Here is a 21,344-nt window from a genome sequence, read left to right as displayed (position 1 = left end):
TCCCTGACATCATGGTCCGACCGCCTGCCAGTCGATCACGCCACCGACATCGCTGCCGGCGGCATCGAAGACGCGGGCGCGGAAGCCGGTCGCGGTCTTGGCTTCCCAGGTACCGAAGCGCGCCGCCGGCGGGCTGCCGGTGGCCGCAGCCGTCACCATCACATTGGGGGCGCCATGGAAGCGCTCTGTGAAATCGATCTGCAGGCCACCGGGCGGCACCACGATGACACTGCCGGTCTCGATGCGCTCCGCCACATCCATCATCGGACGGAACTGCCGCAGGAAGGCGCATCCGGTGACGGAATCGAGGGCGACGCGGAACAGGCCGTAGCGCGCGTCGATATAGCCGATAGTCCACGGTTCGAATCCGTCGAAACTGCCGGCGTCGAGGCGGTAATCGATTTCCAGTTCCGGATTGGCCAGACCGGTGGTCTCACCCGGACCCAGAGACGCATCCATGCCGGCATAGGCCCGCATCTGCATGGCGTCGAAGCCGATATCCAGCAACGGCGCGGTGTAAATGGCGCGCGGCACCGGAAATGCGTTGAAGCGATCCCAAAGATCCTCATCAGACATCGCGGATGCCAGCACGGTTGAATCGGGAACCAAGGTTCCACTCACGTCATGGCGCAGGAATCCTGAAAGCGCGCCACGCCAGCGCGGGCCCTCGACGCCGGCGAAGATGACATCGTTGCCGCTGGTGACAGTGATGGCGAAGGTTGTGGCAATGATCGAGTAGTTGCCGCTGGTGTCGCGCGCCTTGATGCCCAGAACCCAGTCGCCTGGCGGGATAGAGGCATTCGTCACCAGCGTGCCGCGCGTTACCGAGGTCAGCACGGTAGCGTTGGCCCAGACAAACGGCGCGGTCATATAGCGCAGTTCGTAGCCGGCCAGATCGGCATCAGGCACCTGATTCCATCGTTCGGTAACCACGTTACCATTCTGCTGGGCGGAAAAACCGGTAACATCGCTTGGCGCTGCCGATTTGCCCTCCACCACATGAGTGGCGCTGACCCAGGCTTGACTGCCATCGTCGTTGAGCGGCCGAACGCCCGCGGCATTCTGCGCGATCGCCTGCACTTCATAGTGTTCGCCATCCTGTACATCCAGGATATACAGGGAATTGACGCTGCCATTCAGAAACAGTGATGGCTGGAAATCCGCCAACGGACTGTCACCCAACCGCCTGTAGCGGACCTCGATGCGACCGCCGGAGGTGACAAAAACATCAGCAGGCGCCGTCCAGCTCACCTTCAAGCGGCTGAACACCGTACCGTCCTGCCGCGTGTAGAGTTCGGCCGAACCGCTCTGCAGCGTCAGGCCGGACAGGTTCGCCACGCTGAAAGCATCCGGCAGGTCGGTTGTCGGTGCCGGCGTCAGCGTCGCCTCGTCGACGGTTTCATCCCAGGCAAAGACGCTGGCGTCGATCTCGGTCAGCGACAGGTCGACGCCCAGGCGCTGGTCCTCGCCCTCGCCGCGGCCGTCGCGCGAGACGAAACCCAGCGTCGTCGCCTCGAAGGTTTTTCCCGTCCAGCCCCACAGCCGGTTGCTCAGCGCTACCGTATCCATCGCCTGGGCCAGCAGGCCGCGCAGACTCAGCGGCCAGCGCGTGGTCACCTGACGGCGCAGGCGCTCCAGGGCGATGCGGGCGCAGCGCTGCGCCATCGATGGCGAGTTGGTCCAGGGCAGTTCGTAATCGAGCCAGATATCCTCGCCGTTATCCTCGGCCACATAGGCGGCGCTGATATAGGCCGGATAGTCGGTGGCCTGGAAATTGTCGTCGGGATTGGAAAAGATGCCCTTGATGCCGTTGGCGAGATCGCGGCGCGAACGGCGCGTCTGTACGGTGATGCCGCCGTCGCAGTCGCCTTCGTCGAAACTGACGGTTGCCATGCGCCAGACACCGGCATAGAGGTGCCACTGGCCGCCGCTCCAGACCAGGCCGCCGGCCATGGCCGACAGCATGTCCTCCAGGATCTCGCGCGGCTTGTCGCTGGTGCGGAAACTGCCGTTCAGGGTGTAGCGCGGCTCGGCATTGACGGTCAGCGCCACGATGCCGCTGCTGTCGGCCGACAGCGCGATCGCGGTGCCGGCGCGGGCATCCGCCAGGCTCAGCGCCAGGCGGCCGCGCAGGTAATCCAGCGGCATCCAGAAATAGTCGGTGCCGGCGGTCAGGCCGCCCGGCAGTACACCGGGCGGCGAGCCGGCCGGCGCCACGCGCAGGCGGGTGCCCAGACGCAGGGCGGCATCGCGGCTGGCCACGGTCAGCACGCCGTCCGCTGCTGTCGCGGTGAAGTCGACGCTCACCGGCTTGCGCGCCACCATTTCGTCGCAGGCATTGGCGGCAGAGATCAGCGCGTCGTCGTAGATTTCGAAACTGGTGGCGCCCAGGCCGCCATCCACCGCCGGGGTGCGGATATAATCGGCGATGCACAGCGGCGGATTGTCGGTGAAGCCGGTGAAGTCCGGCGAGGCGGCGACGCGCGGATCGCGGATGCCATAGGCGGTATCGAGGATCACCGAGGCATTCGGCAGCGAGCCGGGGAACTTGTCGCTGCTGTATTTCAGCCGCAGATACATCTTGGTGCAGCCGGTCTGCCGGTGCCGCTCGGTCCACTTGTCCGGGCAATGCTCGATCAGCTTGGCTTTCCAGGTGGCATCGGAGTCCGGCGTGCCCAGGCCGAACCAGCAGGACACATAGCCGGCATATTTGCCGGTGGCGTTGCCGTCATCATCCAGGGGAACGACTTCATCATCCAGCAGCAGGGCCCGCACACCGCGGCACGGATGCCCCAGCACCGTCACCACCATATGCAGATATTCGCGGCTGCTGCCGCTGGTATGCAGGAAGGTCTGGCCGCCCGACAGCCGCGTCTGCCCGTAGGCGCGGCTGCGCACCATGATGGCCTGGCGCACCGACAGCGTGCGGTCCTGCACGGCGGCGGCGAACCCACCGGCATCCTGGCTTTTCGGTTTCTTCGCCGTCGCCGCGGTCACGGCGGTGCTGATCACCGTGGTGACCACCGAGGTGATAAAGGCGGCCAGCGAGATATAGCCGGCTGCATAGCTGGCGGCGGCGACGGCGACGGCGGCTATGGCCGGCGGCATCGTCAGCCCACCCGCCAGGCACGGCGGCAGCTGCGCAGGGTCACGCGCACCAGGCCGCGATCCTGCAGGAATATCGCCGTGCGGCCATCGGGGGCGGTCACGCCCAGCGCCGGATCGGGCACATCGGCCAGCACCAGGTCGCCGCGCTGCGCCAGCAGCCGCGGAATCTCGACGCCGCCCCACTGGCTGCGAAAGGCCTCCGCCGCCGCATCCATCGTGGTGACGCCGAAGAGACTGCGCATGCGGCGCAGCGCGCCGGGGCCGCTGCTGTAATGGCCGCGCAGGCCGGTCGTGAAATCGCCGCCGGTGACGGCCTCGGCCGCGCCGAGCGCGAACAGTACGCAGTCGTGATGCCCCCAGGCAAAGGGCTGCCGTTCGGCAGCGGTCAGATACAAGGCCAGTCGTTGCGGCCAGTCGCTCAGCCTTGCGATCGCGGCCATCAGTCTCTCCCGCCAGACAGGTCGATGCCCGGCAGGTCGATGCCCGACCCGGCGGCCCGTGATCCTGCATCATGGGCCTGCAATGCGATGGCATGGCCGGCATTGGCCGGCGCACCGACCCAGTCCAGCCCAACCGTGGATGGCCGGCCGGACAGCCAATGCTGCACCGACAGGAAGGCGGCGCCACCGCCAAACACCGTCAGGTCATGCCAGTCCTGCGGCCCCACCCGCACACCCCGCCCCCACCAGCGCGACAGGCCATCGGGCCGGCGGTCCTGCAGGTGATCGAGCGGGATGGCGCTGACGCCGTTGACGCGGAAATCGTAGTCTCCCGCCACATGCATCTCGATCGTGTCGACATGCGGATGACGATGTGGCGGCACCGTACTGTGCGGCGGAAAGATAAACAGCTGCACCTGGAAGGCGCCATGCCGGTACAGCGCCAGGCCGGGCAGATTGCCGGCCCAGACAAGGCCATCGGCCGGCGCCATCGGCATGGCGGCGCCATGGACGCCGAACCAGGCGAGGAAATCCTGCAGCGGATCGGCCGAACCGGCAGCCGGCGTAAAAGGCGGCGCCGGCATAGCCCCGCTGCGCAGCCAGCGCGGCAGGCTGGAACGCCGGCTGTTCGTGGCGGGATTTGTCATGCCTTGCCCCAGACGCCGTTCCAGTCCTGCAGGCCCGGCACGAATTCAAAGCCGAGATCATCGGCATCGGCGATTTTCTGATCCTCGCTGGTGTAGCGCCGCTCGCGCGGGCGCTCCAGGTCGATCAGGCGGTTCTCGGCGGTGATGCGGATGGTGACGGTGGCGCCGTCATCCACGATCTCGGGCACATCGGTCAGGCCGCCGAATATCTGCTTGGGCGTGCCGTCGAAGCGGTTGCCCTGCAGGACCCCGAGCCAGACCCGCGCGGTGCGGCCCCAGCGCATGGAGGCAAGGCTGATCGCCAGCAGGTCGGACGGGATGCCGGCCAGTTCGAAGGTGACGCCGCCGGCTTTCAGTTCGGCGGTTTCCTCGATCGCCGAAATCTTGCCGAAAATGCCGGTGCCCAGGAAGGTCTTGCCGTCCCAGTCCAGGTTGCCGATGCCGTTCCAGCAGCGCACCGGGTTGTCGGGATCCGCCGTGCCGATCTCGGCCAGCAGCACCGGTTCCAGCACGGCATCGGACAGCGGCAGGTCGGTATCGCGGCTCATGATTCAAGCTCACTCATGATCTGGGCTCACTCGTTGCCGAGGGCTTCGAAGATGCTGAAACCGAGCCCGTAGATTTTCGCCTCGCCGACATCCCAGTCCATTTCACCGGGCATCATGCGGAACACGCCCTGCGGATTGACCAGGGTCACCGCCTCGCCATGAGCGATGTTGCGCCGCAGGCGCGGCCAGATATCCAGCGCGGCATAGCCGCCGGCATCGGCATTCACGGCGGTCAGGTTCACATGCAGGGTCGCCGTGCTGCCGGCGCCAAGCATCAGGTAGTCGCGCGGGCGCAGCACATTGGCGGCCAGCGGTGTCCAGCCCGCGGTGTACAGAACCTCATCGCGCACCAGGTTGCGGGTCGGGCTGCCGCTGCTGGCGGCGACCGGATTGCCGGCACCGCTGCCGCGCGGCAGGCGCTTGGAAACGTCGCCGAACAGGAAGGTTCCGAAACTGCCTTTCAGGCTCAGCCGGAAGGCGATCCAGGCGTCGGCCTGTTCCTCGGTCATCGGCGGCAGCATGCAGTCGAAGGCCCAGAGCTGGCCCTGATGGCGCTGCACCTGCTGCTGGAAGGTGAAGGGCGAGCGGTTGATGCCGATCGCCTCGGCGGCACGCACCTTCAGGCTGCTGAAGGTCGGCGCAGCCGGCATGGTCAGGGGATAGGTGATGGTCATTTCCAGGCCGAACGGTTGCGCTGCCAGTCGGAACGCGAGGCATTCACCGCACGTTTCTCGATGCTGCCGTTCATGTCGCGCACCGTCTGCTCCAGCCGTCGTATGCCATCGCTGTCGGCACCGCGCGCATCGATATAGACGGTCGGGCCACCGCCAAGGCTGCCGACCTGGTCGCTGCGCAGCACCTGCTCGCCGCCACGGAAGTTGACGAATTCCGTACCGCGCTCGCCCACCTTGGCCCAGCCGGCCGCTGCACTGCTGGTGCCGGTGGCGTAGCCGCCGAGCGCCATGGCGTAATCCGCCGCCATGGCGGACGAATAGTCGCCACCCGGGCCGCCGCCACCGCCGAACAGGCTGGAGAAGAAACCGCCGAGACCGCCGCCGCCTCCCCCGCCACCGCTGCCGGCGGTGGAGAACACGCTGGCCATGGTCTTCTGCAGCTGCAGCAGCGCCGGCTGCAGCACCAGCATGTCGAAAATGGCATCGGTCAGATCCAGCACGGCATTGCGCAGGATATCGGCGCCGGTGGCGCCCTCGCGGAAGCCGCGCTTCAGGTTGCTGCCGATCACGTTGGTCAGCTCGCGGGCATTTTCATTCGAGCGCCGCACCTGCTCGTTGACGCCATCGGTGCTGCGCTTGATCTCCTGCTGCGCATCCACGTAATCGGTGGCCAGCTGGCGCGCCTGCTCGGCGGTCAGCGCCAGATTCTCGCGCAGCAGCGACTGGGTGCGGATCACGATCTGCAGCTCGCGGTCGAACAGGTAGAAGCTGCCGGTCAGATCGTCGAAGGCGACCGTGGATTTGGCCGCCGCCTCGGCCTGCTCGCGCAGCAGCCGCACATCCTCGTCATTGGCCTGCGTCACCTTGATGACCTGGCCGCCCAGCGCCGCCGCGGCCTGCTCGGCCGCCAGCATGGCGTCGACCTGCTCGCCCAGCGCATTGGCGAAGGCCTTGACGTTCTCGGTCTCGGTTTTCTGCGCCTCGATGCGGCGGGTCTGCACGCCCAGGCTGTTGATCAGCGCCACCTGTTCGGCATTCAGCGCCGACACGCCCTTGCTGCGCAGCATGGCCAGCGCTTCCTCGGTGGCCCGCGCCCGCGCCTTCACCTCTTCGGAGGCATTGACCGTGTCGGCCTCGGCCTTCAGCGCCGCGACCTTTTTCTGCAGCTGGTCGGTGACGCTCTTGATGGCGTCGGATTCTTCCTTGCTCTGCGGGTTGCGGTTGGCGCCGCCTGCGCCAGTCCCCGCGCCGCCGGCCGCGCCCGGGGCCGCGGCCGAGGGCTGCCGCAGCCGGTCGGCCAGGGCCAGCAGGGCCTGGTAGCGCGCCTGCAGATCATCTAGCTCTTTCTGCAGCGGGCCGTTCTTCAGCTTGCCGATATTGCCGAAGGGTCCGAGATTTTCGTTTTCCTTGATCTTGGACTGCAGCTCGGTGATGCGCACCAGCAGCGAGCCCAGCTCGTCATCGATGCTGGCGATCGAGCGCGCCGTGTCCGGGCGGAAGCGCTCGAACAGCAGGTTGATCTTGGTGATCAGGTCGAGCAGTCCCGGCGCCGCGAAAGCCGCGCCCAGCTGCGACAGCTTTTCGAACTGCTTGACCAGCGCCGCCAGCTGGTCCGCCGCCTTGTCGGCATCGGCGATCATGGTCTCGTTGATCACCGCGCCGGCATTGCGCGCCTCGGCGGTGAATTTGCGGATACCATCGGCGCCGCCGGTCAGCAGCGGCAGCAGCCGCTGGCCCGACCGCCCGAACAGGTCGACCACCAGGGCGGCGCGGCGCGCCGGATCGTCGATCTTCGACAGGCCATCGGCCACATCCAGCAGGATCGCTTCGGTGCTGCGCAGATTGCCGGCCGCATCCAGGATGCCGACATCCAGCTTGGCAAAGGCATCGATCGCCGCCTTGTTGCCATCGGCGGCATCGCCGATAGTGCGGCTGATGCGGGCCAGGCCGGATTCCAGCTCCTGGGTGCTGACCCCGGCCTGGGTGGCGGCATACTGATAGGCCTGCAGCGCATCGGTGCTGATGCCCAGCTGCTCGGCCAGTTCGCTCAGGCCGCCAACGGCATCCAGCGAGCGTTTGGCAAAGGCGGCCAGGCCCACCACGCCGAGGCCGCCGGTGAAGACCGACGCCGCCGAGGCGACGCTGCGAAACCCTTTTTCGATATTGGCCAGCGAACGGTTCATCTGCACGCTGGTGCTGGCCAGATTCTGTCGCACCCGTGCCAGGCCGGAATCGAACTGCCCGGTATTGGCGACGAAATCGGCGGACACCACACCGGCTTTGGTCATGCGGCGCCGCCTTTCCCGTCAATGCTTCGTCTGTTTGGACTTGAACCAGGCCGCAAGTTCGGCCTCGGTCATGCCCGCCTGTTTCCGCACCGGCCTGGGCAGCAGGCTGTCCAGCGCCGGCAGTTTCTTGGCGCGGGTCAGGGCCGCCAGGTTCCAGGCCAGGGTGACGCGCTGGCTGTGGACGCCGCCGGCCAGCCGCACGGTCTGGTGCGGCGTCAGGGACCAGAATTCGGATGGCGCGATCCCGGCAGCCGCAGCCACCTCGAAAGCCGTCTGTAGAGTGTCGCCATCCGCCCCGGAGGGTTTTCCGGGGCATCCTCCGGCATGCCGTCCATACCCCAGATCGCCAGATCGAGCGCCGCCTTAACCGCGCTCAGGGTCGGCATCAGCGGCGGCGACAGCGCCCGGATGCTGTCGGCCGTCAGGTCCGGATGATGGCGGCGCAGGCCGATGCTGACCAGCACCGCCAGCTTCGGCATGTCCATGCCGGTCAGCACCAGGCCCAGCACGCCGTCGCCGACCTCGTCCTTGATGCGGGCCTGCGCATCCCAGTCATAGACCAGGATGCAGTTGCGCCCGCCCAGCTGGATTGCCGCTTCGCCGCGGTAGCGGTTTGGCATGGCTTACGGATCCAGCGGGCCGAGCGGTTCGCCCGAAATCTTGATGCTGAAATTGCCGTCGGTCTTGGCATCGACGCCGCCCGACAGCGGGTTGCTCTTCACGCCGCCGTTGAACAGGAAGTATTTGCCGTCCGACAGCGCGAACTTGAACTGGCGCTGGGCGCGGTCGGCCTTGGCGGCGCGCATCTGGATCTGGCCAGGGTCCTCGGGCAGGTAGTTGCCCGAGAAGGCGAAGTTGCCGAAATCCTGCAGGCCGGTCAGGAATTCCTTGGCGGTGGAATCCAGATCGGTGACATCGATATCGGAGGCCTCGCCGTCAAAGGCGGTGAAACTCTGCATGCCCTTGACCTGCACCCAGGCCGTGGGCGAGCCCACGCCGATATAGAGCTTGGAGCCCTGGGTTTCGATAGCGCCATTCGCAGCGGCCATGATGATAGTCCTTTCTGTTTTTCGGGTTAGTCGGGTTCGGTGCCGGTGACGAGATATTCCAGCAGCACACGGTGCAGCATCGGATCGATATCGGATTCCACCAGGTCGGTGCTGCCGATGCGGGCCACCGCCTTCACGATGCAGAGCAGCGCCGGACTGTCGGCGCTGACCGCCACCGCGCCGTGGTAATCGCTGATCGCGGCATGCACGGCGCGCGCCGCCTGCTGGGCCAGCAGATAGGTCTGGGCATAGACATCGATCTGCACGCGCGGCTGCAGCAGGCCGCTTTCGCCATCCAGGTCGCGGGCGATATCGGGCTTGTCGACGCCAAGCACCACGATGTAAGGCCCGGCGACATCCTGGCCGGCCAGACCGGGATAGACCCGTGTGCCCGCCAGCGCCTGCACGCCCGCATCCGCCGCCAGCAGTTTCAGGATCGCCAGCGCCAGCATGGTCAGCGGCTCCGGAGCAGCGCACGGCGGACGCTGCCGTATTTGCCGGCCAGCCGGGTCACCTCGCGTTCCAGCCCCTTCAGCAGGCCACTGCGCATGACATCGAAGGCTTCCGGTGCGGTCTGGTCGAAGGCCGGCCGGAACCAGGGATGGGCGCGCATGCGGCTGGTGCCGTATTCCAGGAACCAGCCCCAGAAGGCCCGGCCGGTGCTGACCGTGTAGCCGACCAGGCCGCGGCGCAGACGGCGCCAGCGGCGCAGGCGCAGGTTGCGCGACAGCCGGCCGTATTTCCGGCTCGCCGCCGAAGCCTGTTCACCGCGCGGGGCATTGGCGCGCGCCGCTTTCAGGGTCGGCTGCGCCGCCGCCCGCACGGCGGTGTCGTAGACGCGGGATTCCATTGCATCGGGCAGTTCGCGCGCCAGCGCGATCAGGTCTTCGAAACCCTGAAGGCTGGTCTTGACCTGCATCATGGCGAAAGCAGCCCCTTAAGCAGCGGTATTCCTGACCACGACCACCCGGGCCAGGATCTGCAGCCATTCGCGGCGGCCGATCTCGGCCGGCCGTCCGGCGATGTCATACTCGACGCCCTCGCAGATCAGGCGGTGCTGTTCGGTCACATCGCTGCGCCAGCGGATATGAAACTTGGCGGTCGCTTCGCTGTTCACCTGCTGCGCGGCGAAAACTTCGCGGCCCAGCAGGTCCAGCCGTTCGGCCCAGACCACGGCCAGATCGACATAGGTGACGATTTCCTGGTTGGCGAAGTCGCGCGCCTTCACCGGCCGCAGGATGGTCAGGCGACGGTCAAGCTGGCCGATCTTCATGAGAGGTGCCTATCGCTGCGCGCGTGGGTTGACAGGGCGGCCACGCGCGCAGCGTCAGCCAAAGAGATCGACACGGTAGGGCGCCAGCAGCGTCGCCACCGCCAGCGGCAGTTCGGTCACGATATTGCCGACATTGACCGTTTCGCGGTTCTGGTAGAGGTGCCCCAGATGCAGCAGCATCGCCTGGGTCAGCGGCTTGGGCACATCGCCGATCGCATCATTCGCTGCGTCATAACCGCAGGTGAAGGCGATGCAGACGCTGTCCGGGCTGCGCCGCGCCGCCGGCCAGCTGCGGCCATAGGCCGGCGCCAGCCGGCCCCGCATGCCCTTGCGCAGGATGAAATCGCTGCCTTCGGTCAGGGTCTGCGTCACCCCGGCGCTGTCGGTATAACTGACGCTGTCGACGCTCTGCAGCGGCGGCAGCGGCAGCCGGATTTCACCGCCGGTGCCATCGGCGCCGCAGGGAAAACCGTCAAGCCACAGTTCCCAGGACTGGGTCACCAGGGCGCGGCCGAGGATGCCGGCTTCGCCGTCCAGATGCTGACGCATCGCGGTAATCAGGCCCTGCACCAGCGCATCGTCGGGATGGCTGGCGGGCGAGCCGCCGCTGGCATCCAGCTTCAGGTGCAGGCGCGCCTGGGCCAGGGTCAGCGGCTCGGTGGTCGGCGGCGTCACCAGCACCAGTGCCATGTCAGCCCTCGCCAATCCCGAGATACCGCTGCGCCCAGGGCGCCATCAGATGCTTGCGCGGGCCCTTGAAATGCACCACGCAGGCCGGCGACGGATCGATGCTGGTGGCCGGCGTGTCGTTGAACTGCCGCATCGGTGCGAACTTCACCCGCATGCTGCAGCGCCACTGCACGCCATGCTCGGCCGGAATCGGCGCCAGCGCCTGGCTGAGTGCAATCATGTCATCGCCCCAGACCGGGCCGCAGGCGGCGGCGATATCGGCATACAGCGCCGCGACGCCGGCCAGCGCATGATCGGGGATGAAAACCGCGCCGTTGTTGATCGGCCAGCGATGGCTGGGCCGCCGGCTGGTGACCAGCAGGTCGAAACTGCCATCGAAAACCGGCGTGAGGTCGCGGGTCACCAGGCAGTCGGCGCCGACCAGCACGACGCGGCCGTCGGCGTGGCGCGCGCGATCCAGCAGGAACTGCGCCTGGCCGCGGCAGAAGGCCTGCATCAGGTTGACCGGCAGGTCGGTGACATAGGTTTCAAGATCGCCCTGCTGGCGGTCGCTGATCACGACATGGCGATGGCCGGCGCGGTCGCAGCTTTTCTGCAAAAGGCGCAGCAGCGGCAGATAGTCGACGGCATCCGGAAACTGATCCGGGCGCGGCGCGTAGAAGCTGGCGACGGTGATCCTGCTCATTGCCACACCGCCACCGCCGCCTTCGACAGCGCCATCCTGCCGGCCGGCACATCGCTGACCACCAGGGCGCCGGCTGCAACAACCCCACGGGCGCCGATGGTGATGCCCGGCGTCAGCACCGCGCCGGCGCCTATGCGGGCGCCGGCGCCGATGCGCGGTCCCGCGACGGTGGCCGGATCGAAATCGTAACGGGCCGGATCGAGCTGGCGCTGGTTCGCCATCACCACGCCGGGACCGAGGAAGGCGCCGGGGAAGATGACCGTGCACCCGATCACCACGCAGGCATCGTTGATCCGCACATCATGGCCGATTTCGCAGTCATAGCCGATGCGGCTGCCGCCGCCGATCACGCAGCGGTCGCCGATGCGGCTGCCCTCGCGGATCACCGCGCCGTCGCCGATCAGGCAGTTCTCGCCGATATGCACATCGGCATAGATGCGCGCGCCGGCCATGATCACGGTGCCGGCGCCGATCTGCACCCGGGCGGATTTCACCGCCGGCTGGCGGGCCAGCGCCGGCGAAGCCTGCGGCATCAGCCCGATGCAGACGAAGGGCCCGATGGTGACCGAGTCGCAGACGATCTGCACGGCCGGATTGAACCAGGCCGTCAGATCGATGCCATCACGGCAGGCGATCGCTTCGTCTCCGGTGATCGAATGCGCATTCATACGAGGCCTTCCGATTTCAGATGGCGCCAGCAGGCGCCCAGCGCCAGTTCGCGCAGCGACCACTGGCACCAGGCCAGGTCAGCCATGAACTGCGCGCGGTCCTCTGCCGGCGGCAGAGCGATCCGCTCGATATCGTCCAGCGCCGCGCAGCCGTTCAGCAGGCTGGCAACGCCGGTTTCGGCAAAGACCGGCACGCCGAGCAGCAGGGCATCCACCGCCACATTGCTCTGCCGCGTGACCACCGCATGGGCGGTGGTGAGCAGCATGGCAATCGGATCGGCGGTATTCATGCGGATGCCCTGAATCGCCGGCGGCGCGCCGACCTTGCGATAGGGTTTCGGTCGATAGACCAGCGGCCGGCGGGTGATGCCCAGCAGCCGCTGCAGTACGGTTTTTTCCCAGGACTGGAACGGCACGCCATCGCGCAGGCCGGATTTCGGACCCGAGGCGGCAACCACGATACTGTCGCCGGCCATGCGCGACGGGCGCACCGCCAGGCGATGCGCGGCGAAACGGTCGGCCGGCATCGGCCGCTGGCGGAAATAGGCGGTCGGATGCGGCGAACCGACACTGACCTTGACGAAGGTATCGAGGCCGCGCAGATGCCGGCCGAAATACGGCAGGTCCATGGTGACGACACGGCGTCCGGTGGTCGCGGCACTGGCCGCGACCTGCGCGGCGGCGCCGAACCAGCCATAGACCACCAGCACATCGCAGTCTTCCATGCCGGTGACACGGTCGCCGGCGGCCAGCACGCCGGCGCGAAAGGCCGCGATGGCCTCGTCATGGGCCGGCTTTTCGGTCATCCAGCTGAAGGCAACTTTCATGGTGCAGCCATCACGACAACAAGGCCGCGAAGGGCGCGCCGGTGGCGATCTCGTCCACGCTCCACTGGTTGCTGGCGGCCAGGGTCAGCGCCGGCAGGCGGTCACCCAGAAACGGCACATCCAGATCGGCGGTGATGCGTTTGGCCGCCGCCGCCGCGATCCAGGCCGGTGCGGCATAGAAAACCGGGATGCCCGCCAGCAGGGCCGTCAGTCCGCCATTGCTGCACCAGACGACGCAGGCATGGGCGCCCTGCAGTTCGGCGCGCAGGGATATGTCGCTCTCGGCCGGCGGCACATTGCCGGGATGCTGGCGCACGTTCACCGGCCGGCGGGTGCGGTTGCGCAGATCCTGCGCCATGCGCTCGGCCCAGTTGGGCGGTGACGCCATCAGATCGGAGCCGAAGCCACGCTGGCCCAGCACCAGGATATGGTCACCCTCGCGCCGCCAGGGCCGCAGCTGCGACAGCAACGATCCTGTGCCGGTGCGGCTGGCGTCATACTGGCAGCCATGGTGATGCTGGTTCGGGCTGATCGCGTAGAGCCGGCGGCCGAGATTGTCCTGACCAAAATAGCCGTTCTCGGCCACCAGCACGCGGGCGCCGACCGCCTCGAAGGCGCGCGCCATGCGGTCGCGCTCGGCATAGCGGTTCCAGATCACCAGCACATCGCCGCGATTGGGATGCATGCAGTAGTCATGGCTGACGCGGTAGCCACACGCCGCCAGGCCGGCATCAAAGGCCTCGCGGCGGTAATGCACCGCCGCCTGTAGCAGGTTATAGGCCACTGGTTGCATGGACAGGCCTGTCAGGTGGAACGGTGAGGACAGCAGCGATCTCGGTGGCGAGGTCGCCGCGCGGAAAACAGTCGATCGCCGAGCCCGGCGTGCAGTTGACGACACTGACACCGGCGGCGCGCAATGCCGGCAGCGCGCCGGGAAACAGGCTGCGCCAGCGGTCGAGATCGGGCTGGCAGGGATTCTCCAGTCCATGGCCATGGTCGCCATGCCAGTGCGATTCCTGCGCCGGGCCGCGCCGCATGTCATAGCCGAGCAGCAGGATGCGACGGGCGCCCAGCAGCACCGCCAGGTTCAGCGCCTGGAAACCGGAGTTGTTGCCCTGGTGGATGCGAAGGGGATCGAGCGACAGGCCGGGCTGGTCTTCGCTCGGCACGCGCAGGATATCGGGCCGCTCGACGCAGATGGCCGCATCCTGGCTGACCCTGACGCCGGCAAAGCCGGCGGTGTCGTAGGCGCGCCAGAAGCGGTCATCGGCCGCATAGAGCATATCCGCGCCCGGGATCAGTTCCCAGGCGCGGTTGATGGTTATGACGCGGCAGCGGCCGGCGGCGCGGCTGCGCCGGAGGTGGTCGAGGTCGCACCGCCCGCGGGGGCTGGCGAGGCTTGGTCCGCCGGCGACGCAGACGACGGTTGCGCCGGGCCAGAGTCGGGGGACGGGCGGCCATCGGCCGATTTGTCCTTCTCGGCCGCTTCCTTCTCGGCGGCTGCCTTCTCGGCGGCGGCGCGGCGCTTGGCTTCGGCCGTCGCCTTCAGGTCCAAAGGGTCGGGCTTCACCCAGCCCTCGGCATCGGCGATCAGGGCGCAGCGGTCGGTCATGTCCTGCGCCACCGGCTTGCCGGCCGGATCGGTCTTCGGTTCGTATTCGATGACCGCGATGCCGTCAGGCGAGAATTTGAAGCTGCGAACAACAATGCGTTTGGGCATCGCGCCCTCCGTGTTTGGCTGTATCGGGAGATTGGCTATCGGGAAAAAGGAGCGGTCACTGCCCGCCGCAGAGGAAACGGCGGGCAGTGACCAGGCAGCGCGGCCGGCCCCAGCAGCGGCCGCGACAGGGGTGGGCGGGGATCAGGCCGCGTCGGCCACCGGTGCGATGGACGGATGACCGAGAATCATCAACACGCTGATCGGCGTGGCGCCGGGCGTGTTGGCTGCGGTGGCCACAACGCGGGCATACCGCTTGGTGCCGCGATACCCCACCGTGTAGGCCAGATCATCCTCGGCAGCGGCGTCGATGCGGGCGAAGATGCCGTTGGCCACATTGCCCTCGCCGACATTGCGGCCATTGGGCAGGATCATGTCGGCCTCGGCCACGGCGGTGAAACCGCTGTTGACCGTGTCCGATTCCTGCAGGGCCAGCGTCCAGACCGGCGAGGGAGAATTCGCCGCATTGGTCACCGCGCCGACGGCCGCGGCGATCAGCGCCGAACCAAAACCGGCAAGATCGATGCCATTGGTCGGCGTTTCCGTCGCGGTAACGGTCTTGGCCCAGTGAAGGACGGTCTTCAGATTGGAAATGAGGTCGCGCTGCATGGGTGTCTCCTTCAGGCTGCGCGTGAAAAGGAAGGGCCGGCAGTCTGACTGCCGGCCCCGGGTTTCACTTCACTGTGAGAGTGCGCGCCCGCTCAGGCGGCCGCGAACTTCAGCAGCTTGATGGCGTCGAAGTTGTTCACGTCGCCGCCGACACGCTTGCGCATGTAGAAGCCGACATAGGGCTTGTTGGTGAACGGATCGATCAGCACCACCAGGCCCAGCCGATCGATGATCAGATAGCCTTCCTGCCAGTTGCCGAAGGCGATCGACAGGCTGTCGGCCGCGATGTCGGGCATATCCTCCATTTCGCTGATCGGATAATTCAGCAGGCTGGAGGGCTGGGCCGCCTGGATGCCCGGCTGCCAGAGATAATGGCCATGCGCATCCTTCAGTTTGCGAACAGCCGCAACCGTCAGGCTGTTCATGGTCCAGCGCGCACCCTGGCGATAAGCCGCCTTCAGGGCGTAGATGGCGCTGATCAGCGCATCCGGATTGGCCGCGCCATCGGCGGCGCCACCCGAGATGGTCGGGAAGGCGCCGGCCGCACCGATGGGGATATACTGCAGCTTGCCCCAGGGGCGGTTCGCCTTGTCGCTGGTGGTCACCGCATCGGCGCCATAGGCCAGGAAGCCTTTGGGCCGCGTTTGGCCGTTGCCGCTGACGAACCCGGTGTTTTCGGTGCGCACCATCTTGTCCAGCGTCTTGCCCTCCAGCCAGGCCGCCGGATTGATCAGCACCGCATCTTCCAGCATTTTCTGGGTCAGATGCGGGTAGGCATACTGCTCATGCACCTCGATACGCTGCATGCCAAGCGCCGGCGTATCGGTCTGGGTGCGCGGAGCCCGCTCACCGACCCAGCCGCCGCTGGTGGCGTCATTGGTGTCCAGCGGCTGCTCCCAGGCGTCGCGGGCGATGGTCTGCACGCGGGCGATCTGGCGCATCGGCGAGGTTTCGAACAGGCGCTTCTGGAACTGGGTCGACACCTCCGGCGGCACCGCATAGCCGCCCGAGGGATCGCTGCCGACCTGCAGGGCATTCCGCAGGTCAGACGACAACATGTTGACATTGCCGTTGCAGGCGATCAGGTGGTTGAAGGCGGCGGTATACTTGGCATAGGCCTCGATATCGACGCCCTTGACCAGCGCGGCCGAGATTTCCTGCGGCGAGGCATCGCGCAGCGCCATCACCTCGCGCACGAAGGCGCGGGCATTCTTCTCGGCATTTTCGTTGGCGGGATTGGCGGTACCGCCGGCGGTCAGGCGGGCGATATGCTTAGCCTGGTCATCCAGAGCCTTGGACTGCGCGTCCACAGCTTCCTTCAGCTTGGCCTGCAGGTCGGTGATCGAAGCATTGATCCGGTCGGCGGTATCCTTGTTGCCCTTGTCGTTGGCGGCCTTGAAGGCCTCCCAGGCGCCATTGATCGCGCCAACTATGGCGGCCGGATCGGTGAGATCGGGTTTGATCAACGGTTCGGCCGGGCCGGCATAGGCCGGCATGGTGAGTGCGGTGGTGGCCGCCAGCGCGAGCGCGGCGGTCTTCAGATGCGAGCGAGCCATGAAGCTGGCCTTTCCTGTCAAAATTGTTGTTCGGAGGGTTCAGCCCCGGGCGGTAGCCAACAGCTTGTCGAGCTGGGCCTTCAGCGCGGGATTGCGAGCAGCGTCCCACTGGTCGCGGTCGTCGACCGGTTCCGGCGTCCCGCCGGGCCCGGTCTGGAAGCCACGCGCCATGATAGCGCGGGCCTGGGATCTCGAAGCGCCCGCATCCCGCAGGGCGCGTTCGAAATCACGTTCGGTGCGCGGCGTGAAATCCGCCGCCTTGTGCATCGCCGCCACCGCCGGCGGCAAGTTGCGGAAGGCCGAAAGGTCGAACCGCGCCTGCGCCTCGTCCGCAGGGGCATCCGCCGCCACGCTGTCGGCCAGGCCAAGTTCGACCGCGCGTTCCGCGCCGAGCCAGGTTTCGGCTGCCATCATCTGCTGAATTTCAGCCAGCGCGGCATCGCCGCGATCCACATAAGTCTGGGCCAGGCCGCGGTCGATCACCTTCAGGTCTTCCGCCAGCTTGGCAAAGACCTGGGTGTCGCCGACACCGACGGTCCAGGCATTGTGGATCATCAGGAAGCCATTCTTGGCCATGGTGACGGTGTCGCCGGCCAGGGCGACGATGCTGGCGATCGAGGCGGCGAGGCCGACGACAATCACATTGACCTTGGCCGGATGGGCCAGCAGGTCGTTATACATGGTGATGCCGTCGAAGACGCTGCCGCCCGGTGAGTTGATGCGCAGGTTGATCACCGGCGCGGTAATCGCATCCAGCCGCGCCTTGAAACTCTTGGCATCGGTGCCCCACCAGCCGATCTCGTCATACAGATCGATATCGGCCGACTGCTCGGCCGCGCGAACGTCGAAACGCCGGCCCGATGCACGGTTGAAAAACGGACGCCGCTGCATGTCAGCCATCAGTCCGGCCGGCAGCGCGATGCCATTGCAGGCCGTGACCGTCGCGCCGGCCATCTGCAGGTGTATCGGACGCTTGGTCATGCCGGGTCTCCGGGTTTCGGGGCAGGCTTGTTCTGGTTGTTCATGTTGGCGGCGACGATGTATTCATCGCCGCCAGGATCGGTACGTCTGTTGAAGTTCATCAGACGCCGCCATTCATTGGCGTTGATCACGCCGTTCTGCCGCATCAGCTGCAGGCCTTCCTGCTGGGTCTTGAAATCGCCGCGCAGCAGGGCCGCAACCAGGAATTCGACAAAGCGCTTGGGATCGCCCTGCAGCACATGCAGGTTGATGCCATCCTGCACCAGCACGAACAGCGGCATCATGGTGTAGATCACGAAGCCGAGCGACTGATGCTCGATGTTGCTGAAGGTCGAGCGGTCGAGATCGGCGACCATATGCGGCGGTACACCCCAGATGCCGCAGATTTCGCTGCGCGACAGCTTGCGGCTGTCGAGGTATTCCGCATCCTCATGCGACATGCTGACGGGTTTGTAATCCAGACCCTGGTCAAGCACAGGCGTTGAGAATATCTGCTCCCCGCCGGTGACCAGATGCCAGTCCTCACGGGCTTCCTTCTTGCCCGGCGCCGTCATCTTCTGTTCAGTTTTAAGCACGCCCAACGGCCGGGCGCCGTTGGCATAGAATTTCGAGTTGTGGTCGCGCATGGTCTGCGCGTCACCATAGGTTTCGCGGTGACGCTGGATCGGCGAAATGCCGTCGATGCCGTCGCGACTGTACTGCCACAGGTGCAGGATTTCCGAGGGTTCGAACCGGATCAGCGCACCTGACGGATGACGGTACTCAAAATGGAACTTTAACGTGACCGGATCCTGCACCTTGCGGGTGCGATCCGGGTGCAGGCGATTGAGGTTCAGCACGCGACCGCCGACACCACGCACGATATGGGCGTAGAAGCGCCCACGGTAGAACAGGTCGCCGCCCAGCAGCATCAGCCACTGCGACGCGGTCAGGCCCTCCATCGGCGAACTGCGCAGCACGAAATAAAGCGGATTATCCTGGTCCCGTTCGCGATCTTCGCCCGACAAACGCAGATACAGGATCAGCGGCAACTGCGCCATGCTGGTGCAGATGACCCGCTCGCAACCCGCCACCACCGACAGGCGGGATGCAGATTCCTCGGTCACCACGGCACCGCTGGCCGAGGCCATACCAACGCCCATCTGCCGCGCCAGTTCCTCCACCGACATGCCGGTGGTGATCTGATTCCGGACATCCAGCTTCGGCTCGATGCGCGACAGCACATGCGGCGCAGGCTGGTTGCCGGCGATCAGGCGGTCGAACAGGGTCATGGAAAGCCTTTCAGCCGAACATGTCGCCGCGCTTGTAATCCAGCACGTCGTTCGCCGGCTCGCGCACTGCGATGGCACGGCCCAGCGCCATGCCGCTGGCGACAAAGCCGTCAATCTTTTCCGTCGAACGGTTCTTTGCCGGCTTCATGTTGCCGGCCGGGTCGACATCGGCGACGACGTTGTGACCGTTCCAGCGCAGCACCGGATTCTCGCCCCAGGTGATCGCCGTGCCGGTGACCAGGCCCACGATCTCGCGCATCGGTGCCGCCATCGACGCATAGCCCTGGCCGAACGGCACCATGGTAAAGCCATCGCCCATCAGCTCGGTGACCAGCTGGGTGGCGTTCCAGCGGTCGTAGGCGATTTCCTCGATTTCGAACAACTCTTTCAGCGCGTTTGCCTTGCGGCGGATGGCGCTGTAATCGACGATGTTGCCTTCGGTCAGTTCAATCCAGCCGTCTGCTGACCAGGTATCATAAGGCACTCGATCCTTGTCGATGCGCTTCTGCATGTTGGCTTTGGGCAGCCAGTAATAGACCAGAATCTTCCAGGGTTCGCCTTCAGCTACTGGCGGAAAGACCAGCGCCAGCGCCGTGAGGTCGATGGTGCTGGATAGGTCGAGCGCGGCGAAGCATTTCCGGCCCAGCAGACTGTCCGGCGTGAACGGCAGGCCGCAGGCATCCCAGGCATCCGGGTCGAGCAGCGGATCGTCGGCGCCCTCCACCCAGATGTTCAGGTGCAGGCGCTTGAAGGTGTTGAGCGCGGCGGGCGAGACCTTCGCTTTGGCAAGTTTACGCTGCAGCTGGTTGATAAAACACGAAACGCCGAGGTTGGGATTGGCCTTGGCCCAGGTGGCCGGATCGTCCCATTTGTCGTCGGCATCGATCGAATAGATGATGCCGAAGAAGGCATCGTCGCTGATCACGCCGCGCAGCACCTGCTGGGTATGATCGTGCTGTTCGCCGCAGATCGTCTTCTTGCGCTTGCCGGCCGTGGTGATTGCAAGCATCAGCGGCTGGTGGCGCGCGCCGGTGGCGGTATCGAGAATATCCCAAAGGTCGCGCGATTTATGCGCATGCAGTTCGTCCACCACCGCGCAGTGGACGTTCAGGCCATCCTGGTTGTCGGAGTCCGCGCCCAAGGGCTCGAACTTCGCCTCCATGGTCGGCACGTTCATGTTCGCGGCGAAGACCCGCACGCGCTGGGCCAGCTCGGGCGAGGTCGAGACCATACGCTTGGCCTCGTTGAAGACGATCTTTGCCTGGTCTTTCTTGGTCGCCGCCGCGTAGACCTCGGCGCCCTGCTCGCCATCGGCGGTCAGCATGTAGAGCGCGACCCCGGACGCCAGTGTCGACTTGCCGTTTTTGCGCGGCACCTCCACATAGCCGGTGCTGAAGCGGCGCGCGCCGTCGGCATTTTTCCAGCCGAACAGGCTGCCGATGATGAAGGCCTGCCAGTCTGACAGCGAGAAAGTCTGCTTGGCCCACTTTCCTTTCGAGTGCCGCAGGTAGGTTTCGAAGAAGCCGATGGCCCGACGCTCGGCCGCCAGATCGTATGTCAGGCCGCGGGCATGGCCCTCGGCCAGATCGGTCAGGTGCCGCTTGCAGGCAAGCCGCACCCAGAGACAGGCCGGCACCGCACCGCCGGTCACCGCCAGGGCATAGCGCTCGGCGCGCGACTCAGTTGACGTAGCCGAAATACTCGCTGGCGGGGTCGAGCTGCGGCGTCGCCGGCTTCGCTTCGCCGGCGACTGCGGCTCCGGTGGATTCAGGCTGGCTGCCATGGGTTGCCGGCTTTGGTTGCGGCGCGCCCTGGGACAGCGGCAAGGTCAGTTGGTTGCCGGTCTGCGCTGCGGCGGCGGAAAGGCGGAAGCGCGCCAGCGGCGACAGGCCGAGCTGCGCCCCCAGGCGCGTCATGGATTTTTCGGCATCCTGCGCCAGTCGCACATTGGGATCGATGCGACGCAGATTGCCATGCTTGGATTGGGTCTCGTAGGTCGCGCCATTGGCGGCGATCTTGGACTGGGCTTCGACATAGTGCTGGCAGGCCTGGCAATACTGGGCCAACGCCAGCGCATCCATTTCCGACAACACCCGCATGCGCGAAAGCTCGGGTGCCAGCCGCTTCCATTCGATCAGGGCCGCATCGCCCAGCCAGGCCGGAGGCGACAAGCCCAGCGGCGCCAGCACCGGAGCCGGCTTGGCGGAATCAGTGCTGGCTGCGGCCTGTTTCTTTGCGCGCTTTCCGGCATCGCCGTTCAGCGCCCGCTCTTCCGCGGTCAGCTGGCGACGCCCCATGGCCGAAATCCTCTCG

25 protein-coding genes are annotated in these 21,344 nt (G+C 66.4%); all 25 read right to left on the bottom strand.

Features of this window, described 5'->3' with window-relative positions:
• Positions 1–9 precede the first annotated feature (9 nt).
• A complete protein-coding gene (locus tag AC1ROT_RS18735; protein ID WP_493000835.1) occupies positions 10–3,108 on the bottom strand; it encodes a phage tail protein in 3,099 nt (1,032 codons plus the stop codon).
• Between the two features lie 2 nt (positions 3,109–3,110).
• Positions 3,111–3,548, bottom strand: coding sequence for a DUF6950 family protein (locus AC1ROT_RS18730; protein ID WP_493000833.1), 438 nt, complete (start codon positions 3,546–3,548; stop codon positions 3,111–3,113).
• Positions 3,548–4,195 carry a cupin domain-containing protein gene (locus AC1ROT_RS18725; RefSeq protein ID WP_493000831.1) on the bottom strand — a complete coding sequence of 216 codons (648 nt, stop codon included), beginning with the start codon at positions 4,193–4,195 and terminating at the stop codon, positions 3,548–3,550. Before AC1ROT_RS18725 ends, AC1ROT_RS18730 begins: the two co-directional genes overlap by 1 nt.
• On the bottom strand, positions 4,192–4,743 hold the full coding sequence (locus AC1ROT_RS18720) for a hypothetical protein (RefSeq protein ID WP_493000829.1): 552 nt from the start codon (positions 4,741–4,743) through the stop codon (positions 4,192–4,194). Before AC1ROT_RS18720 ends, AC1ROT_RS18725 begins: the two co-directional genes overlap by 4 nt.
• Before the next feature lie 26 nt (positions 4,744–4,769).
• Positions 4,770–5,417: a hypothetical protein gene (locus AC1ROT_RS18715; RefSeq protein ID WP_493000827.1), complete on the bottom strand. Its 648-nt coding sequence runs from the start codon at positions 5,415–5,417 to the stop codon at positions 4,770–4,772.
• Complete coding sequence (locus AC1ROT_RS18710) at positions 5,414–7,705, bottom strand: phage tail tape measure protein (RefSeq protein ID WP_493000826.1); 2,292 nt, start codon at positions 7,703–7,705, stop codon at positions 5,414–5,416. The genes AC1ROT_RS18715 and AC1ROT_RS18710 overlap by 4 nt, the downstream gene beginning before the upstream one ends.
• A gap of 18 nt (positions 7,706–7,723) precedes the next feature.
• Complete coding sequence (locus tag AC1ROT_RS18705; RefSeq protein ID WP_493000824.1) at positions 7,724–7,966, bottom strand: hypothetical protein; 243 nt, start codon at positions 7,964–7,966, stop codon at positions 7,724–7,726.
• Positions 7,921–8,325, bottom strand: a complete 405-nt coding sequence (locus AC1ROT_RS18700) for a hypothetical protein (protein WP_492971037.1) — start codon at positions 8,323–8,325, stop codon at positions 7,921–7,923. Before AC1ROT_RS18700 ends, AC1ROT_RS18705 begins: the two co-directional genes overlap by 46 nt.
• Before the next feature lie 3 nt (positions 8,326–8,328).
• Complete coding sequence (locus AC1ROT_RS18695; RefSeq protein ID WP_492971038.1) at positions 8,329–8,754, bottom strand: phage tail tube protein; 426 nt, start codon at positions 8,752–8,754, stop codon at positions 8,329–8,331.
• A 26-nt stretch (positions 8,755–8,780) separates the two neighbouring features.
• Entirely contained in the window at positions 8,781–9,206 is a 426-nt protein-coding gene (gp17, locus tag AC1ROT_RS18690) for a tail completion protein gp17 (protein WP_493000822.1), read from the bottom strand.
• Between the two features lie 2 nt (positions 9,207–9,208).
• A complete protein-coding gene (locus AC1ROT_RS18685) occupies positions 9,209–9,676 on the bottom strand; it encodes an HK97-gp10 family putative phage morphogenesis protein (RefSeq protein ID WP_493000821.1) in 468 nt (155 codons plus the stop codon).
• 15 nt (positions 9,677–9,691) lie between these two features.
• Complete coding sequence (locus AC1ROT_RS18680) at positions 9,692–10,027, bottom strand: phage head closure protein (protein ID WP_493000819.1); 336 nt, start codon at positions 10,025–10,027, stop codon at positions 9,692–9,694.
• Positions 10,028–10,081: 54 nt separating this feature from the next.
• Positions 10,082–10,717, bottom strand: coding sequence for a head-tail connector protein (locus tag AC1ROT_RS18675; protein WP_493000817.1), 636 nt, complete (start codon positions 10,715–10,717; stop codon positions 10,082–10,084).
• 1 nt (position 10,718) lies between these two features.
• Positions 10,719–11,402, bottom strand: coding sequence for a hypothetical protein (locus AC1ROT_RS18670; RefSeq protein WP_492971043.1), 684 nt, complete (start codon positions 11,400–11,402; stop codon positions 10,719–10,721).
• Entirely contained in the window at positions 11,399–12,070 is a 672-nt protein-coding gene (locus AC1ROT_RS18665) for a DapH/DapD/GlmU-related protein (protein ID WP_493000816.1), read from the bottom strand. Before AC1ROT_RS18665 ends, AC1ROT_RS18670 begins: the two co-directional genes overlap by 4 nt.
• The gene (locus tag AC1ROT_RS18660; protein WP_493000815.1) at positions 12,067–12,897 is read right to left on the bottom strand and encodes a hypothetical protein; all 831 of its coding nucleotides are present in this window, start codon (positions 12,895–12,897) and stop codon (positions 12,067–12,069) included. Before AC1ROT_RS18660 ends, AC1ROT_RS18665 begins: the two co-directional genes overlap by 4 nt.
• A 10-nt stretch (positions 12,898–12,907) precedes the next feature.
• On the bottom strand, positions 12,908–13,690 hold the full coding sequence (locus AC1ROT_RS18655; protein WP_493000813.1) for a hypothetical protein: 783 nt from the start codon (positions 13,688–13,690) through the stop codon (positions 12,908–12,910).
• The gene (locus tag AC1ROT_RS18650) at positions 13,671–14,180 is read right to left on the bottom strand and encodes a hypothetical protein (protein ID WP_493000812.1); all 510 of its coding nucleotides are present in this window, start codon (positions 14,178–14,180) and stop codon (positions 13,671–13,673) included. Before AC1ROT_RS18650 ends, AC1ROT_RS18655 begins: the two co-directional genes overlap by 20 nt.
• Positions 14,181–14,218: 38 nt before the next feature.
• Positions 14,219–14,617 (bottom strand): hypothetical protein, encoded by a 399-nt coding sequence (locus AC1ROT_RS18645; protein WP_493000811.1) that lies wholly within the window; start codon positions 14,615–14,617, stop codon positions 14,219–14,221.
• Positions 14,618–14,758: 141 nt separating this feature from the next.
• The gene (locus AC1ROT_RS18640) at positions 14,759–15,223 is read right to left on the bottom strand and encodes a hypothetical protein (RefSeq protein WP_492971049.1); all 465 of its coding nucleotides are present in this window, start codon (positions 15,221–15,223) and stop codon (positions 14,759–14,761) included.
• A 92-nt stretch (positions 15,224–15,315) separates the two neighbouring features.
• Positions 15,316–16,779, bottom strand: a complete 1,464-nt coding sequence (locus AC1ROT_RS18635; protein ID WP_493000809.1) for a phage major capsid protein — start codon at positions 16,777–16,779, stop codon at positions 15,316–15,318.
• Between the two features lie 39 nt (positions 16,780–16,818).
• Positions 16,819–17,760 (bottom strand): head maturation protease, ClpP-related, encoded by a 942-nt coding sequence (locus AC1ROT_RS18630; protein ID WP_493000807.1) that lies wholly within the window; start codon positions 17,758–17,760, stop codon positions 16,819–16,821.
• Positions 17,757–19,031, bottom strand: coding sequence for a phage portal protein (locus AC1ROT_RS18625; protein WP_493000805.1), 1,275 nt, complete (start codon positions 19,029–19,031; stop codon positions 17,757–17,759). The genes AC1ROT_RS18630 and AC1ROT_RS18625 overlap by 4 nt, the downstream gene beginning before the upstream one ends.
• A gap of 10 nt (positions 19,032–19,041) precedes the next feature.
• Positions 19,042–20,682: a terminase large subunit gene (locus AC1ROT_RS18620; RefSeq protein WP_493000803.1), complete on the bottom strand. Its 1,641-nt coding sequence runs from the start codon at positions 20,680–20,682 to the stop codon at positions 19,042–19,044.
• A gap of 28 nt (positions 20,683–20,710) precedes the next feature.
• A complete protein-coding gene (locus AC1ROT_RS18615; protein ID WP_493000801.1) occupies positions 20,711–21,328 on the bottom strand; it encodes a phage terminase small subunit P27 family in 618 nt (205 codons plus the stop codon).
• Positions 21,329–21,344: the final 16 nt, after the last annotated feature.

Source organism: Ferrovibrio sp. GW821-FHT12E11 (genome assembly GCF_058806975.1).
Note: the sequence above shows the minus strand (reverse complement) of the source record. Positions and strands in the feature narration are given on the sequence as shown.